The organism is Mesorhizobium atlanticum, from assembly GCF_003289965.1.
Taxonomy (GTDB): Bacteria; Pseudomonadota; Alphaproteobacteria; order Rhizobiales; family Rhizobiaceae; genus Mesorhizobium; species Mesorhizobium atlanticum.
This window is the reverse complement of record NZ_QMBQ01000002.1, coordinates 764,182-781,051: the sequence shown is the minus strand read 5'-3', so window position 1 is coordinate 781,051 and position 16,870 is coordinate 764,182. Positions and strand designations below refer to the sequence as shown.

Below are 16,870 nucleotides of genomic sequence, written 5' to 3'. Positions count from 1 at the left end.
GGATTTGACAACAGTTACTCTGCCGGCATCGCCACCGGCCGGGCAAACACCCTTCCCGCCAACACGATGCCGAGCCCGATGATCGGGAACACCGCGGCGATCAGGCCGAGATCGGCAGGGGCGCCGAAGCGCAGCACGGCGGCGCCGACCACCGCGCCCAGCGCGACGCCGAAGTAGAGCGCCGAAGCGTTGAGCGACAAGACGATCGGCGCGGCGTCCGGAGCGATCTTGAGGATGCGGCTCGCCTGCGCCGGCGGGAAGGCCCAGCCGACAATGCCCCACGGCACCATCATGGCCATCAGCGCTGGCCCGGCGATCGAATGCGGCAGGAAGGTCGGGATCAGCGAGAAGGTGACAAGCATCGCGGCCGACAGCGTCAGCGACCAGGCGACGGTGCGGGTCGCGCCGAAGCGGTCGGCGGCCTGGCCGCCGGCGATGTTGCCGATGACGGCGCCGACGCCGAAGGCGAGCAGCATGCCCGGCAGCGCGATCGGCGAGAGCCCGCCACCCTGAATGGCCAAGGGCGCGATGAAGGCAAAGACGGTGAACGCGCCGATCAACGCAAGCGCCGTCGTCAGCAGGATCGGCATCACGCCGGGGCGCACGGCCGCCGCCAGCCTGCGCATCAGCGGCAGCCTGGTGCCGATGATGCCGCGCGGCAGGCGCCACCACAGGATCGCGCCTGACAGGGCCCCGAGCGCGGCGATGGCGAAGAACGTGCCGCGCCATCCGGCAATCGCCGCGACCAGCGCGCCGAGCGGCGCGCCGACCGCCACTGCCACGGTGGTGCCGCCAACGACGACGGCGATGGCGCGCGCCCGGTGATGGTCGTCGACCAGCGCCACGGCCGTGCCTTGCGCGGTCGCCGCGAACAGGCCGGACGACAGCGCCATGACGATGCGCGCGATCAAAAGCAGCTCGAAGGACGAACTCACCGCCGCCACCAGGTTGCCGATGACAAAGAACACCAGCGTCCACAGGATGACGCGCCGCCGGTCCCACTCGCCGGTCAGCGTCGCCAGCACCGGCGCGCCGATTGCGTAGGCGAGCGCGAAGGCGGTGATCAGCGAGCCGGCGAGCGGCACGGAAATGCCGGCGTCGGATGCGATGTCGGGAAGAAGGCTGGAAATGACGAAGCCTTCGGTCGAGATCGCGAACGATCCGAGCGCCAGCCAGAAGATTCGCTTGTCCATGGGATTTGTCCTTAGTTCAAAAGTTATTGAACAATTGGACATAGCAGGGCATGATGTCAACCGAGCCGGGACAAAATAGCTGAACCCTGCTGACAGCCCTGTGTCAGGACGGGGCCGAAAGAAGGAGGCTGCGTCTACCGGCAGGGAAAGGAGCCGCGTTGAAGTTCGTTCAGTTTGTGCTTAATTCTGGGTCATGACCTTGCCCCATCCAACCACCGACCAGATCAGCCTGCCGATCGTGCTTGCCGTGCTCGGCGACCCGACCCGGCTTTCCATCGTGCGCTATCTGGCTCGCAAGGAAGGCGTGCCGATGAACTGCAGCAAGTTCCTCGACCTCGCCTCCAAGACCAATCTCAGCTACCACCTCGCCAAGCTGCGCGAGGCGGGCGTCACCCGCAGCGAAGCGGTCGGCACCAGCCGGCTTATCACGCTGCGCCGCGACGATCTCGACAAGCGTTTTCCGGGCCTGCTCGACAGCGTGATCGCCGCGGCTGACGGCGACAAGGATCTGCCGGCGGTCGGCACCGCAGAAGCCGAGGTTTCGGCCTGATCCATGCGCATCGCGGTTATCGCCGACATCCACGGCAATGTGCTGGCACTGGATGCGGTGCTGGACGATCTCCGGTCGCGCGGCGGCGCCGATCTCACCGTCAATCTCGGCGACTGCGTCTCCGGCCCGCTCTGGCCGCGCGAGACGATGGAACGGCTGCAGGCGCTGAACCTGCCGACGGTGCGCGGCAACCATGACCGCCGCGTGGCGCAGGATACGGCCGACGAGACCATGTGGCCGTCCGACCGCTACGCCCAGGAGCGGCTGACCCCGGCGCAGCGCCAGGCGCTGCTCGCCTTGCCGCTGACATTGGAGATCGCGCCCGGTGTCACCGCCTTCCATGCCCGGCCGGATCATGACGAAAAATATCTCGCCGACGCCATTGTCGATGGCCAGCTGGTGCGTGCACCATTGACCGCGATCAGGCGCCGGCTGAAGCCGCTCGATCCGGCCTGCCGCTTGGTGCTGTGCGGCCACAGCCACCGCAACGAGCTGATCCACATCCCCGGCGGTCCGATCATCTTCAATCCCGGCAGCGTCGGTTGCCCGGCCTATGACGACGACACGCCGCCGGCGCACGTCTCCGAACAAGGCTCGCCGCACGCCCGCTATGGCATTGTCGAACTGGGCAAGGACGGCAGTCCCAGCCGCTTCGAGAGCATCGCCGTCGACTACAACCATGAAGCCGCCGCAAAGCAGGCCGAACAAGCGGGAAGACCGGAATGGGCGCAAGCGCTGCGGACAGGTTTTATAAAGGATTGAGCGAAGCTCATATCCAGGATTGAGCGAAGCTCGTATCGAGCGCAACGATTTGAAGTGCATGGCCGAGGGATGAAGCGCAAAGTTACGCTCCGATCGACGCTGCTGATCGCCGCTCCCTTGTGTCTGGCCGCCCTCCCGGCCCTGGCTCAGGATGCGCCAGGCACAATCATCTCGGTCATCGGCGGCCTCGCGCCGGATGACTTGCTCAACATTCGCGCTACCGCTACGCCGGGCGGAAAGATCGAAGCGCGCCTGCCCAATGGCGCGGCGCTGAAGAATTACGGCTGCAAGACCGTCAACAACTATCCATGGTGCAAGGTCGAGGACACGCAGGACGCCCACATAACCGGCTGGGCGCCCGCACGCTATCTCAGCCCCAACAACCCAGCGTCGCCTCCTGAGGACACCGCCCCGCCGGCGGCTGCGGCCGCCGCGCCTCAGCCATCTCCCGAAGAGCCCCAGGCTGACATCGCGGCGCGCCTGGGCGGCGGCGAGCCGGCCAATCCGCCTTCCGCGACCGAGATCGTCAGGACCGCCATGCTGGACGCCTACGGTCTCGCTTTCGTGACCTCGGCGAGCACCGAATCCGATGCCCCGGACGCGGCCGGCGGCATTCCCTGCGCGCGCCACATCGGCCAGCCGATGACCCGCTGCGCGGTGACTGTCGCGCGCAAGGATGGCGACAGCGATGTCACGGTGACTTGGCCGGATGGCGGTGTGCGCATCATCACCTTCCATGGCGGCCAGCCGAGCAGCTCGGACTCGTCCGAAGAATTCCGCTTCACCCGCGAAGGCACGCTCAACATGATCCGGATCGGCGTTTCAGAGCGCTTCGAGATCACGGATGAGTTGGCGCTGGGGGAATAGCGGGCCAACCAATAACCCGCATTTTCGGGGTTACATCCCGCAAAACTCTTCCCTATAAGGCCCTCCTAGCCTGATACCAGAATCGCAAGCACAACCGGCCGGGTCCTCCCCCCGTCCCGGTTTTTCGTGCAAGCCGCTCGCCGAACGGATTTTTCGAAGATGCCAAGACGCACCGACATCAAGTCGATCCTGATCATCGGGGCCGGCCCCATCGTCATCGGCCAGGCCTGCGAGTTCGACTATTCCGGCACCCAGGCCTGCAAGGCGCTGAAGGAAGAGGGCTTTCGCGTCATCCTGGTCAACTCCAATCCGGCCACCATCATGACCGATCCGGAGCTGGCCGACGCCACCTATATCGAGCCGATCACGCCCGAGGTGGTGGCCAAGATCATCGCCAAGGAGCGGCCGGACGCGCTGCTGCCGACCATGGGCGGCCAGACGGCGCTCAACACGGCGCTCTCGCTGCGCCGCATGGGCGTGCTCGACCGCTACAATGTCGAGATGATCGGCGCCGACGCGCATGCCATCGACAAGGCCGAGGACCGCGCGCTGTTCCGCCAGGCGATGAGCAAGATCGGCCTTGAGACGCCGCGCTCGATGCTGGCCAACGCCACCGACGTCAAGAACGCCGACCGCAAGACGCATGAGGCCGAGCGCGCGGCGCTGAAGGCGGAGAATCCGGAAAACCTCGACGCCGCGCTCGACGCGCTGGAAACGCGCTGGAACCTCGGCGAGGGCGACCGCAAGCAGCGCTATATCAGCCACGCCATGGCGATCGCCGCCCAGGCGCTCGACCATGTCGGCCTTCCCGCCATCATCCGCCCCTCCTTCACCATGGGCGGCACCGGCGGCGGCATCGCCTACAACCGCGCCGAATTCTACGACATCGTCCAGTCCGGCCTCGACGCCTCGCCTACCACCGAGGTGCTGATCGAGGAGAGCGTGCTCGGCTGGAAGGAGTATGAGATGGAGGTCGTCCGCGACAAGGCGGACAATTGCATCATCATCTGCTCGATCGAGAACCTCGATCCGATGGGCGTGCACACGGGCGATTCGATCACCGTCGCGCCGGCGCTGACGCTGACCGACAAGGAATACCAGATGATGCGCAACGCCTCGATCGCGGTGCTGCGCGAGATCGGCGTCGAGACCGGCGGCTCCAACGTACAGTTCGCCGTCAACCCCGCCGACGGCCGCCTGGTCGTCATCGAGATGAACCCACGCGTTTCGCGCTCGTCCGCCCTTGCCTCGAAAGCCACCGGCTTCCCGATCGCCAAGGTCGCGGCCAAGCTTGCCGTCGGCTACACGCTGGACGAGCTGGAGAACGACATCACCGGCGGCGCGACGCCGGCCTCCTTCGAGCCGACCATCGACTACGTGGTGACGAAGATCCCGCGCTTTGCCTTCGAGAAATTCCCCGGCGCCGAGCCGGTGTTGACCACCGCCATGAAGTCGGTGGGCGAAGTGATGGCCATCGGCCGCACCTTCCAGGAATCGCTGCAGAAAGCCTTGCGCGGATTGGAAACCGGCCTGACCGGATTGGACGAGATCGAGATTCCAGGCCTTGGTCACGGCAGCGCGCCCGCCAGCCACGTCGACGACCGCAACGCGATCCGCGCCGCGCTGGGCACGCCGACGCCGGACCGGCTGCGCATGGTGGCGCAAGCGATCCGCATGGGCACCTCGCTGGAAGACGTGCACGCCATGTGCAAGATCGACCCGTGGTTCCTCGAGCAGATCGCCGGCATCATCGCGATGGAGGAGCGCATCCGCGAGCACGGCCTGCCGCAGGACGCCGTCAACCTGCGGATGCTGAAGGCGATGGGCTTTTCCGACGCCCGCCTCGCCTCGCTGACGAAGACCGACGCCGAAGCCGTCCAGAAGGCCCGCGAAAAGCTCGACGTCCATCCGGTCTACAAGCGCATCGACACCTGCGCCGCGGAGTTCGCCTCGCCGACCGCCTACATGTACTCGACCTATGAAGTGCCTTTCGTCGGCGAACCCGCCAACGAGGCGCGCGTGTCGGCGCGCAAAAAGGTCGTCATCCTCGGCGGCGGCCCGAACCGCATCGGCCAGGGCATCGAGTTCGATTATTGCTGCTGCCATGCCGCCTTTGCGCTGCGCGACGCCGGCTATGAAGCGATCATGGTCAACTGCAACCCGGAGACGGTCTCGACCGACTACGACACCTCCGACCGCCTCTATTTCGATCCGCTGACGGCGGAGGACGTGCTGGAGATCCTGCGCGCCGAGCAGGCCTCGGGCGAGCTGGTCGGCGTCATCGTCCAGTTCGGCGGCCAGACGCCGCTGAAGTTGGCCGACGCGCTGGAGAAGGCCGGCATTCCGATCCTCGGCACCTCGCCCGACATGATCGACCTGGCCGAGGACCGCGACCGCTTCCAGAAGCTGCTGCACAAGCTGAACCTCACCCAGCCGAAGAACGGCATCGCCTATTCGGTCGAGCAGGCCCGCCTCGTCGCCGGCGAGCTCGGCTTCCCGCTGGTGGTGCGCCCGTCCTATGTGCTCGGCGGCCGCGCCATGCAGATCATCCATGACGAGAGCATGCTGCAGACCTACCTGCTCGACACCGTGCCCGGCCTGGTGCCGGAGGACATCAAGCAGAAATACCCCAACGACAAGACCGGCCAGATCAACACGCTGCTGGGCAAGAACCCGCTTTTGTTCGACACCTATCTGTCGGGCGCCATCGAGGTCGACGTCGACTGCCTTTGCGACGGCAAGGAGACCTTCGTCTCCGGCATCCTGGAGCATATCGAGGAGGCCGGCATCCATTCGGGCGACTCGGCCTGCTCGCTGCCGACCCACTCGCTGCCGTCCGACCTTGTCGACGAGCTGGAGCGCCAGACGGCGGCACTCGCCCGCGCGCTCAACGTCGGCGGCCTGATGAATGTGCAATACGCGATCCAGGACGGCACGGTCTATGTGCTGGAGGTCAACCCGCGCGCCTCGCGCACCGTGCCCTTCGTCGCCAAGACCATCGGGCGTCCCATTGCGAAGATCGCGGCCCGCATCATGGCCGGCGAGACGCTGGAAAACGCCTTCGCCCATTACGGCGCCATGCCCGATCCGCGCAATCCGGGCCATATCGCGGTCAAGGAAGCCGTTTTCCCCTTCGCCCGCTTCCCCGGCGTCGACATATTGCTCGGGCCGGAAATGCGCTCGACCGGCGAGGTCATGGGCCTCGACCGCGATTTCGCCTTGGCCTTCGCCAAGAGCCAGTTAGGGGCCAATGTCGACCTGCCGCGCTCCGGCACGCTGTTCGTCTCCGTGCGCGACGAGGACAAGAAGGGCATCCTGCCGGCGGTAAAACGCCTGGCCGGCCAGGGCTTCAAGGTGCTCGCCACCTCCGGCACCGCCCGCTTCCTCGCCGAGAACGGCGTGGTCGCCGAAAAGATCAACAAGGTGCTCGAAGGCCGCCCCCACATCGAGGACGCCATCCGCAACCGCCAGGTCCAGATCGTCTTCAACACCACGGACGGTCAGAAGGCGGTGTCGGACTCGAAGTCACTGCGCCGGGCAACGCTGATGCAGAAGGTGCCGTATTACACGACGCTGTCGGGTGCTGCGGCCGTGGCGGAAGCGATCGCGGCGTTGAGGGCGGGGAACCTCGAAGTGCGGCCGCTGCAGGAGTATTTTGGGTGAGAAACGATCCCTGCCCTACCGCATATTCACAGGTAGTTTCCCGAAACGATAGCCGACTCTATTTTAGTTCTTGTTCCCGCATCCTTAAAAAACCTGTTCAGCGAGAACAGAGGATCGATGCTTTTCTCATTCCTAACAAGATTCTTCGTGATCTCAAAAGCGAGGTCAACTTTGCTTAACGCATTAGTAACGTCAAATGGATCAGAGGAATCGTTGACGCAAAGCCTTTTTACTGAAAAGAGCACATGATACGCTCCATCGATTATAAACAAATGGTCAGGGTCAACCGGAAGCTTCTCACGAATACTTTTTTGAATCGCCTTTTTTCGACGTTCTATTTCTTCAAGCACTCTAACTGGAGTTATTAGATTCAAGGGATCGAGGTCTTCAGAGAAAACAGTATCAAATAGATCACCGAACGTCCTCCCTCTATCCTTCTTTGCAATTTCTGGCATATCCAGACCGTAGGCCAAATAGGCTTGACCAGCGAGAAGCGCGTCGATCCTTTTTTGTCTATCGACGGAGCGATACTGATCCTTTTTGCGTTCGTAGAATAGCCCATTCGCTCTAAGGGCCTGCTCGATCTTTCTTTGGACAGCTGTATTGGCTCTGAGATCGCGGCTCTTTATAGGCGTCTGACTATTCGTTGTCTCCGACACCTTTTGTCCGATGTCGTCTGCCTTAGCTTCTATAATACGAACTAGAACCAACACGTCATCAAGCTTGTCAGCATCTTGACGATTCGCCTCAAATAAGGCGTTAGATGTTTGCCCGCCGTTAACAATCTGAACGTTCTGAAGACTCACAAGGGGTCCCCGAGAACCTTTCGCATAGGAGAACGAGCTACAGGTAATAGTCAATCCGTTGTTCAAGTACCAGAAGAAGAACCTGTCTTCCGATAAGGCGGTCGCTATAATCTCTCGGTTGATAGGATTCAAATGGCTCTGGTATATACGAACATTCTCATCAAATATCGGCGTATACACTTTTGTTTCGTCGTTTGGATCGGTAATCATCTTCACAATTTGCTTCGCATCAACGCTGCATATCAGCGCCCGCGCCTTTCCATCGGTCCTTTCGAAGTAGTCCTTGTCAACGACGTATATGTCCCGGTCTATTAGGGGTTTATCTGCCTCAACAAAAAACTGGACAATTTCCTCCAGCGAATGGCCAACAGCTCTTACGTACCTGTATTTTGCAAACGCATCATCCACTCTCTTTTTGTCGAGGAGCGTTAATGGTAGCATATTACCACAAAAATGAACCTCTATGCGAGGACCCTTCTTGTCAAGTGCATCCCAAATTTCTTGTACTTTATCCCATAAGAGCGGATTGGACGTCTGCTTCAACTTAAAATCTTTATCTAAAACATCTGAAAGGAACGATAGAACTTTGTCTATCTCTCCACCAGGAAAGTTATTCTTCGTCTTTTCGAATGATGTTGTGTATTTAAACTGAAAAAGATGTATTGTGTTGTCACCATCTCGCTGATCGACATATACTCCATCGATTCCGCGATCGTTTCCTCCGTCCACTATCGCATCGTATGCTTCTTCGTCACTGACGCTCAGAACGGTGCCCACCATCAAAGCAGCGAAGGCCCGGGACGGAGTTTCAAAGCCAGCAGACGGATCCAGCCATTCGGAAACTTTGTGACTAAGAGTGTTGAAATCCAAAAGCGTTGCCATAGACCTCCCATAAAAAGCTCAAGCTATGTATCTGCAGGGCAGCTCGCTAAACTGACCTCACACCAAATCCCCGCCCATCAAGCCAGCAACGGGCAGTCCCTAACCTATTTTCTCGATAGGCGCATTCATTGCAGCTTGCAATTGCGCTAAAGAACCCTTTTGGCCGAGCCGAAAGATGTTCCAGGCTTTAACTATAATCGATGCGCGAACAAGCTCATGTATCCTACCATTATTGTTGACTTTCTGCGAATGAAGAAGCGCCTGCATCGTGTCTATTATCTGATAAGGTCCGTTTCTTTTTCCGGTCATCCAGGCACCAAAGAACTCAGAACATTTACTGCCGTCTGATTTCGAAAATTTGTAAAGAAGCGCCGCCGCTTGTCCAGCGGGGTGTGCATATTGCTTATTTATAGCGCGACCCTTCGACAGGAAAGGTTCAATATCCGGATACTTTTCTCTAACGAGGCCAAGTACAAAATCGGGGCCTAGCGTGTCACGATTATAAGGATTAGTATCAATCAGATAAGCCCAGCGAACAGCCGAAGCGAGCGTCGACGCATACTTATAGCCCGCTATGTGAAGCACATCTGCCGCATTCCTCGGTTTACCTATGTCCATTCGGCCGAACAGCGCGGGATCAATGTTAAACACGACGTGTGTTAAGATATTCCGATCAGCTCTGATGCATGCCGCTAGGCGGTTCTGACCATCTAAAAGTCGTCCATCGCTGCCAAACTTGATGGTATCGCCGGTAAGTCCCCATCTGCTTGAGGTTATATCGGCGGTAAATTGCTGAACCTTATTTGGCTTTGGTGGTCTGTTCCCCTTGTTTCTCTCCTCCAAAAGAACCTTAGCGGTCTTCGGGTCGATCTCGATAATCCGGCTTGTCTCTGGAGGGTGTTTAATCAGTCTTTCGATTTCCCCAAGCGCCTGCAGACTCTGACCTGCTGTCATTTCGTCCTCCCACCCATCCGGTGAGTGTACACAACGCCGCCTATGTACACAACATGTAGACGAAGACACCTGGAACCGACACACCGCACGGCATAGCTATTCATAAATGCGCTGGTTTGTTGACTCAGAGTGGGCACCGTCTGTTGATTCCCGTTCTTATATTGCCCCTAAACGCCGCATTCTAAGCGAGTTGATGGTTCCGCCCGTCCCGGATAAGCCGTCCCATGCTTATGCAAAAACTACCCGTCCGCGTTCGGGCTCACGATGTCGATCTCGGAGCAGGTGATGACATTCTTCGGATTGCGCGATCCGACTTCCAGGTAGCGCGCCGTCACCGATGAGCGGTTGATCATGTGACGGCCGCTTCCCCTGTTCTTGGCGAAGGTGGCGCAGTCGCCAGCCTTGAGCAATGGTTCTCCTCTATCGCCCACCCAACTCAAGCCACCGCCACGCATTCAATCTCGATATCGAACTCCATCGGCCACGACGCCACCGGCACGAAACTGCGCGCCGGCGGGTTGGTCGCAAAATACTTCGCATAGACCCGGTTGATGGCGTTGTAGAAGCCGGAATTGACGGCGTAGATGCGCACCATCACCACCTTCTCCAGCGATGTGCCGGCCGCTTCCAGGCAGTGCTTCAGCGCCTTGAGCGACGCCTCGGTCTGGACCTCGATGTCGCCGCGCACCATCTCGCCGGTCACCATGTCGACCGGCGGCGTCGCCGAGATGAACACGAAGCCGTTGGCCCGCACCGCCGTCGAGCACGGCAGCCCGAGCGCGCGCACCTTTGCCGACATCACCGGCACTTCGATGACTTCCTTGTCCATGGTGGTCCTCCCTTTGTTTGGCGGGGAGCTTATCGCGGCGGCGAGGGAACGCCAGCCTTCCCCTTCTCCCCCTTTGGCGGGCGGTTCGGCATTTTGCCAGGGTTGGTGGAAAGCGGGGAACGTAGCGTTCCTTCGCGCCGGCGCAGGCCGGTTACCTTCCCCCAAAACCCTCACTGATGCGCGACCGCCAGCTCCTTCACGTGCTTTTCGTGCATCTTCAGCGCCGGCAGCGTCTTCTTGGCGAATTCCTTCATCGCCGGGTCGTCGCCGGAATTGGCGTAGGTGGAAAACAGCGCGACAGCTTCCTTATGCGCGTCGCTCTGCATCTTGATGTATTTGGCGTCGAAATCCTTGCCGTTGGCAGCCTTCAGTTCGTCGAGCATCTGCTGCTCCTTCGGCTGCAGCGCCGGACCGGCCGGCTTGATCGACGCAGTGGTCTGGCCCTGGCTGAGCGCCGCCTTGAAGTCCTCGCCCGCCTTGCCGTGATCCTTGATCATCTCGGCGGCGAAAGCCTTGACGTCGGCCGACGCCGACTTCTCTTGCGCCAGCCTGCTCGACTCGATCTCGAACATGTTGGCATTCGGCACCGTTGTGACGAAGGTCTGGGTGTCGACCTTGTTGTCGGTCACCATCGGTCCCACGGCGTCTGTGTTGGTGTCGTTCGATTGGGCGAACGCGGCGGGCGCGCCGGCAAGAAGCGCGACGGCGACCAGGGGCAGCAGCGTTTTCATCTCAAAACTCCGATCCGAACAGCCCCTCCGCCTTCCCCAACGCGGCACCGGCCGCGGGGTTGCCTAAAGCTTGCCTCGAAAAGCAGGCGGAACACCTCCGGCTTTGCCGCATTGCTTCGCGTCAGCTAGAACCACTCGGGAAGGGGAGCAAAAATGACCGACAGCGACGAGATCGACCTGCGCTGCCCGCAGATCGTTGCCGACAACGCCGCCAAGGGCCTCAGGCTGCGCCAGCAGTTCGGCCGTGGCGGCACCGAGATCGGCGTCGCGCGCGCCACCGAGCTCAAGAACCGCAGGAACCTGTCACCCTCGACCATCCGGCGCATGGTCAGCTATTTCGCCCGCCACGAGGTCGACAAGAAGGGCAAGAACTACGGCAACGAGGACAATCCTTCCGCCGGCTATATCGCCTGGCTGCTGTGGGGCGGCGATGAGGGGCGCGCCTGGGCGCTGGATATGAAGAAGAAGGTCGGCAACGCGCCGGATATCTGAGAGCAATTCCAGGAAAAGTGTTCAGCGGTTTTCCGTCCGGAATTGCGTCGGGCAAATAGCCTTATCCCTTCACCCCGCCAGCGGTGAGGCCGGAAACGATGCGGCGCTGGAAGATCAGCACCAGCGCCACCAGCGGCACGGTGACGATCACCGAGGCGGCCATGATGTTGCCCCAGGGGATCTCGAACTGCGAGTTGCCCGACAGAAGCGCGATCGCCACCGGCACCGTGCGCTGCGTGTTGGTGGAGGTGAAGGTGAGCGCGAACAGGAACTCGTTCCAGGCGCTGATGAAGGCGAGCAGGCCCGTGGTGGCGAGCGCCGGCCATAGCAGCGGCAGGAAGATGCGCGTCAGGATGGTCCACGGTCCGGCGCCGTCGAGGATCGCCGCCTCCTCGATCTCGACCGGCAGGTCGCGCACGAAAGTGGTGAGCACCCACACCGTGAACGGCAGCGTGAAGATCATGTAGGACAGGATGAGCGCCAAGAGCGAATTGTAGAGATGCAGCGCCCGGACGATCTCGAACAGCCCGGCAAGGGCGGCGACCTGCGGAAACATCGAGACGGACAGGATGGCGAGCATCAGCACCGAACGACCGCGGAAGCGAATGCGGGCCAGCGCATAGGCCGCGGTGACGCCGAGCAGCAGCGAGACCGCGACGACCGCGCCGGAGACGACGAGCGAATTGACGAGATTGCGCAGGAAGGGCCCTTCGGTCAGCACGTTGCGGTAATTTGCCAAGCTGAACGATTGCGGCCAAAGGCCCGCCTGGAACAATTCGGTCCCTGATTTCAGGCTGGTGACGATGGCGTAGTAGAACGGAAACACCGCGACGAAGACGATCGCCAGAAGCAGCAGATAGAAGGCAGTGCGCTTCAGCATTTTCATCTCAGCGCCCTCCCTCGAAACTCAGCCGTCCAAGCCGGATATAGGCGATGGTGAGCAGGCCGATGATCAGGAACAGCAGCGTCGAGGCGGCCGAGCCATAGGCGAACTTGTCGAACTCGAACAGGTTCTCGCGCGCGAAGATCGACATCGACTTGGTCTGCACGTTGTTGGGCGTCAGCACATAGATCAGGTCGAAGATACGCAACGCGTCGAGTGCGCGAAAAATCACCGCCACCATCACCGCCGGGCGGATCAGCGGCAGCGTCACCCGCCAGAAGATCTGCCAGGGATTGGCGCCGTCGAGCTTCGCCACTTCGAGGATCTCGCGCGGCAGCATCTGCAGTGCCGCCAGGATCAAGAGCGCCATGAACGGCGTCGTCTTCCAGATGTCGACGATGAGCACAGCGACCATCGCGGTGTCGGCGCTCGCGGTCCAGGCGATCTTGCTATCGATCAGGCCGAGGTTGAGCAGCACGACATTGATGATGCCGAACTGGTCGTTGAGCATCCACTGCCACATCTTGGCCGAGACGATGGTCGGGATCGCCCAGGGGATGAGGATAGCGGCCCGCACGATGCCGCGTCCCGGGAAGTCGGCGTTGAGCGAAAGTGCGACAATCATGCCGAGCACCGTCTCGCAGGCCACCGAGATAACGGCGAAGCGCACCGTGTTCCACACCGCCCGCCACCAGACCGGATCGACCAGCAGCCCGTCATAGAGCAGCCGCCCGCTCGGCAGGGTGAGCACCGAGAAATAATTGTCGAAGCCCACCCATTGCCGCGCGTCGAGATCTGCCAGCGAAGCATCGGTGAAGCTGTAATAGACCGTGCGCAGGAACGGCCAGCCGGCGACGACGCCAAGAACAAAAAGCATCGGCGCCAGGAACAGCCAGGCCGTGCGAACGCGCCGGCGCGCCAGCGGCGATGGCCTTACGCTGGCCGCGCTCACCAGCCCCTGCCTTTCAGCCTGGTCAGCCGCGCCTCGAGATCGGCGAGATTGTCGGCGGCGGTTCCATTCCCCGATATCGTGTTGTGGACCGCGGTCCAGAACTGGCTCGAGGCCTCATTGTATTTGATCCTGGCGGTTGCCGAGGGGCGCGGCTGCGCGTTGAGGAAAATCTTTTTCCAGCGCGGCACGATCGGCTGTTGCCTGGCGATATCGGCGTCGTCATAGAGCGCCGCGATGGTCGGCAGGTTGGCCGTCTTCAGCGTCCGGTATTTCTGCATTTCGGGCGAGGCGATGAATTTGACCAGGTCGATCGCGGCATCCGGATGTTTCGAATATCTGGACACGGCAAGGTTCCAGCCACCCAGCGTCGCGACCGGATGCCCGCCTTCGCCGGCCGGCAGCGGCGCCACGTCGAACTTGCCCTTGACTGGCGAATTCTCGCTATTGCCGAGAGCATAGGCATAGGGCCAGTTGCGCATGAAGACGGCGTTGCCGGTCTGCCAGACGCCCCGCGCTTCCTCCTCCTGATAGGCGAGCGCGCCCGGCGGCGCGATCGTGCCGATCCAGCCCTTGACCCTGTCGAGCGCCGCGGCCGCCTTTGGATTGTTGATGGAGATGCGGCCGTCCGGCTCGATGATCCCGCCGCCGCCATTCGACATGACCCATTCGAGCGCGTTGCAGGTCAGCCCCTCATAGGCATTGCCCTGGAAGACATATCCCCAGATGTCCTGGTTGCCGGCAGCCCGCTCCTTGTCCATGACGAGCTTTGCGGTGTCCTGCAATTCCTGCCAGGTGGCCGGCACCTTGAGGCCATATTTGTCGAGCAGATCCTTGCGGTAATAGAGCGCCGGCGCGTCGGTGAAGATCGGCAGCGCGACCAGCCTGCCGTCGACGGTCTGCGACTGGATGATCGACGGGAAATGCTCGCCCACCACGTCCCTGGTGGCCTCGGTCAGGTCGACCAGTTGGCTGGCCAGCTGCGGCGCCCAGATGACGTCGGTCTGGTAGACGTCGATATCGCTGCTGCCGGCGGCAAGCCATAGCCTGTATTGGCCGAACTGGTCGGTGGTCGAGGGCGGGATGACGACGATGCCGACCTTGTTGCCGCTCTTTTTCTCATAGAGGTCAAGGATCTCGCGCAGCACCTTGATGCCGTTGCCGGTGTCGCCCGACACGATCGACAATTCCACGGCTCGCGCCTGGACAGCGCCCAGCAGGATGAAGACGGCCAGCGCAAGGAACGCGTAAACAGGCTTCACGGGATTGCGGGCCTCCCTCAGCGGCCGGCGGCGCCAACTCGGCGTCGCGGCTCATCAAGGCCCCTGCGATGAATGCACGATGCGGCTTAGGGTTCCATGTGCTCTTGCGCGCCGGTTCAGGCCGACAGGTCGGTGAAGCCGCCTCGGTCGGCTCGACCGCGTCGGCGTCCTGCTTTCCCTCACCCGCTTTCACGAAAGCGGACGGGCTCCGAAACCCCCGCCCCGGAGCCCGTCTGGGAGTGGCTGACGCATGCCGGCACAGCCGCCTCCGACGCCTTGCCAGCGTCGATCCGCCGATCGGCCGCCCGGCACGACGACGCATTAGCATGACCTAACGTCAGCCTATGTGAAGGAGTTCACAATGCCGGGACGCCATTAACCTTCCCAGTCGACCGGGATCATGCCGAGCCGCTCATAGAGCCTGAAGGCGGCGGTGTTCTTCACCGTGTTGGTCTTGAGATCGACATAGGCCGCGCCCCGCTCGCGAAACGTCAGGAACACGTGCCGCATCAGCGCCTCGCCGATGCCCTGCCTTCTGGATTCCGAATGGACGGCAAGGTCCTTGACGAAACCGGATGTCCAGCACAGCGCCGCGCCCGCAAGCAGACCCTTGCCGTCGATGACGAGGAAACAGAGAGCGGGATCGAACTCGGCGTCGCCGGCAATGCGCGGCCACCAATCGTCGAACGGCCCGTCGGCGCCGTCGTCGAACACCTCTTCCAGCAGCGCGTGCAAAGCCTGCGCATCACGATGTTCAAAAGCGCGCATGACGAAGCCTTCCGGCCAATGCGGCGCGGTGAGCGTGTCGTCGAGCAGCTTACGCAGGCGGATGTCGTTGGCAGCCGGCGGACGAGGCGTCGTGTTCTCACGCATGGCGCTGTCTCGAAACGCCGCGCGGACCGTCCGCTCAGGCGTCGGGTTGCAGGCGGTGGCGCTTGCGATCGACGCCAAGTCCCGTCGCCTCGAGCAGGCCCTTGCGCTTGGCGTCGTAGTAATAGCCGGTCTGGTAGAGCGTATCGGCCCGCTTGGCGTTGCCGCCCGAGACCAGCCAGGCGCCGCGCAGATATTTCACGGCATATTTGAGATTGGTCTCGGCGTCGAACAGGCCGGTCGCCGGGCCGTCGTAGCCCATGCCGCGCGCCGTCGCGTGCTTGATCTGCATCAGTCCCCAATGGCCGTGATTATAGGCTTTCGGGTTGAAGGTGCTCTCGCGGTTGACGACATGCCGCACCAGCTCGACCGGCACTTCATAAAGCGCAGAATATTTCTCGATCAGCCGCTCGATCTCGCCGCGCGGGCCGCTGGCGTGCTGCTCGGGCTGGCCAGGTGCCGCCAGCAGAGCGGGGTTGTCCGGCGCCACGTAAGCAACCTGCTGGACACCGGGCATCGGGGCGATTTTCGCCGATTGGCCGGTGACCGGCATGGCGACGCCCGCGGTCGTATAGACCGCCGCTTGCTTGATGGATCCCGCCTGTTTGATCGATCCTGGGCCGGTCGGCGAGCCGCCGGCCGTCAGCACCGGCGGCGGCGGAAACTTGCCGGCCATCGGCGTCGCTCCGGCGAAGGCCGCGGGCTGAGCCAGCGCCGCCCCGGGTTGAGCAGGCGGCGGCAAAAGTGCGCCTTGCGTCGCAAGCGCGTTTTGCGTCGCGAGCGCGCCAGGCGTGGTCGGCGCGCCGGGCACGGTCGCCATGGCGACGACATCGCCGGCAAGCGCGGCGGTCTGCACCTGCGCGAGGCCGGAAGGCTCGGGCAACACGGCCACCGTTTCGGGCAGCGCGACCGTCGGCGTGTCGTCGGCCACGACAGGCGTCGAGGCTTCCGCAAGCGCGGGCGCGGCCTTCATTTGCGAGGTCGAGGTGCAACCGCTCAGACCAGCAGCGGCAACGAGCACGCCGATCGCGGTGAATATGATTTTAGCTGGCAAGCCGTGAGGGTCCGGTTTGTCTATTGTTAAGGAGTCCTTACACCAGCGATTCACACCTCGCAATCGGGGCCACCAGGCGGTTTTCGGGTGGCGGGAACAGGGCGGAAATGCCATATTGTTCTG

At 62.1% G+C, this 16,870-nt stretch carries 16 protein-coding genes; 5 read left to right on the top strand and 11 right to left on the bottom strand.

All coding sequences use genetic code 11. The annotated features are described in order from the left end of the window. Nucleotides 1-14 precede the first annotated feature (14 nt). Nucleotides 15-1,193, bottom strand: a complete 1,179-nt coding sequence (locus DPM35_RS08780) for an MFS transporter (RefSeq protein WP_112126860.1) — start codon at nucleotides 1,191-1,193, stop codon at nucleotides 15-17. 193 nt (nucleotides 1,194-1,386) lie between these two features. Here DPM35_RS08780 and DPM35_RS08775 point away from each other — a divergent pair, with 193 nt between their 5' ends. From DPM35_RS08775 to carB, 4 genes are all read left to right on the top strand, one after another. Continuing rightward, nucleotides 1,387-1,743, top strand: a complete 357-nt coding sequence (locus DPM35_RS08775) for an ArsR/SmtB family transcription factor (RefSeq protein WP_112126859.1) — start codon at nucleotides 1,387-1,389, stop codon at nucleotides 1,741-1,743. Between the two features lie 3 nt (nucleotides 1,744-1,746). Next, a complete protein-coding gene (locus DPM35_RS08770) occupies nucleotides 1,747-2,505 on the top strand; it encodes a metallophosphoesterase family protein (protein ID WP_112126858.1) in 759 nt (252 codons plus the stop codon). Between the two features lie 69 nt (nucleotides 2,506-2,574). Continuing rightward, nucleotides 2,575-3,372, top strand: coding sequence for an SH3 domain-containing protein (locus DPM35_RS08765; RefSeq protein WP_112126857.1), 798 nt, complete (start codon nucleotides 2,575-2,577; stop codon nucleotides 3,370-3,372). 159 nt (nucleotides 3,373-3,531) lie between these two features. After that, nucleotides 3,532-7,035 (top strand): carbamoyl-phosphate synthase large subunit, encoded by a 3,504-nt coding sequence (gene carB, locus DPM35_RS08760; protein ID WP_112126856.1) that lies wholly within the window; start codon nucleotides 3,532-3,534, stop codon nucleotides 7,033-7,035. Nucleotides 7,036-7,061: 26 nt separating this feature from the next. Here the strand turns inward: carB and DPM35_RS08755 are convergent, their stop codons facing one another. From DPM35_RS08755 to DPM35_RS08740, 5 genes are all read right to left on the bottom strand, one after another. Beyond that, complete coding sequence (locus DPM35_RS08755; RefSeq protein WP_112126855.1) at nucleotides 7,062-8,723, bottom strand: AIPR family protein; 1,662 nt, start codon at nucleotides 8,721-8,723, stop codon at nucleotides 7,062-7,064. 99 nt (nucleotides 8,724-8,822) lie between these two features. Beyond that, a complete protein-coding gene (locus tag DPM35_RS32160) occupies nucleotides 8,823-9,677 on the bottom strand; it encodes a hypothetical protein (protein ID WP_146767929.1) in 855 nt (284 codons plus the stop codon). Nucleotides 9,678-9,916: 239 nt separating this feature from the next. Then, nucleotides 9,917-10,087 carry a cupin domain-containing protein gene (locus DPM35_RS08750; RefSeq protein ID WP_342633668.1) on the bottom strand — a complete coding sequence of 57 codons (171 nt, stop codon included), beginning with the start codon at nucleotides 10,085-10,087 and terminating at the stop codon, nucleotides 9,917-9,919. Nucleotides 10,088-10,113: 26 nt separating this feature from the next. Beyond that, nucleotides 10,114-10,506 (bottom strand): Rid family hydrolase, encoded by a 393-nt coding sequence (locus DPM35_RS08745; RefSeq protein ID WP_112126854.1) that lies wholly within the window; start codon nucleotides 10,504-10,506, stop codon nucleotides 10,114-10,116. Nucleotides 10,507-10,676: 170 nt separating this feature from the next. Next, the gene (locus DPM35_RS08740) at nucleotides 10,677-11,237 is read right to left on the bottom strand and encodes a DUF4142 domain-containing protein (protein WP_112126853.1); all 561 of its coding nucleotides are present in this window, start codon (nucleotides 11,235-11,237) and stop codon (nucleotides 10,677-10,679) included. A gap of 153 nt (nucleotides 11,238-11,390) precedes the next feature. Here DPM35_RS08740 and DPM35_RS08735 point away from each other — a divergent pair, with 153 nt between their 5' ends. After that, nucleotides 11,391-11,729: a hypothetical protein gene (locus tag DPM35_RS08735; RefSeq protein ID WP_112126852.1), complete on the top strand. Its 339-nt coding sequence runs from the start codon at nucleotides 11,391-11,393 to the stop codon at nucleotides 11,727-11,729. Nucleotides 11,730-11,790: 61 nt separating this feature from the next. Here DPM35_RS08735 and DPM35_RS08730 read toward each other — a convergent pair whose 3' ends face one another. The 5 genes from DPM35_RS08730 to DPM35_RS08710 form a co-directional block, all read right to left on the bottom strand. Further along, nucleotides 11,791-12,615 carry a carbohydrate ABC transporter permease gene (locus DPM35_RS08730; RefSeq protein ID WP_112126851.1) on the bottom strand — a complete coding sequence of 275 codons (825 nt, stop codon included), beginning with the start codon at nucleotides 12,613-12,615 and terminating at the stop codon, nucleotides 11,791-11,793. Between the two features lies 1 nt (nucleotide 12,616). After that, entirely contained in the window at nucleotides 12,617-13,489 is an 873-nt protein-coding gene (locus tag DPM35_RS08725; protein WP_112127120.1) for a carbohydrate ABC transporter permease, read from the bottom strand. A gap of 71 nt (nucleotides 13,490-13,560) precedes the next feature. Next, nucleotides 13,561-14,823, bottom strand: coding sequence for an ABC transporter substrate-binding protein (locus DPM35_RS08720; RefSeq protein WP_112126850.1), 1,263 nt, complete (start codon nucleotides 14,821-14,823; stop codon nucleotides 13,561-13,563). Between the two features lie 375 nt (nucleotides 14,824-15,198). Continuing rightward, entirely contained in the window at nucleotides 15,199-15,696 is a 498-nt protein-coding gene (locus DPM35_RS08715) for a GNAT family N-acetyltransferase (protein ID WP_112126849.1), read from the bottom strand. Nucleotides 15,697-15,730: 34 nt separating this feature from the next. After that, a complete protein-coding gene (locus DPM35_RS08710) occupies nucleotides 15,731-16,747 on the bottom strand; it encodes a lytic transglycosylase domain-containing protein (protein ID WP_112126848.1) in 1,017 nt (338 codons plus the stop codon). Nucleotides 16,748-16,870 lie beyond the last annotated feature (123 nt).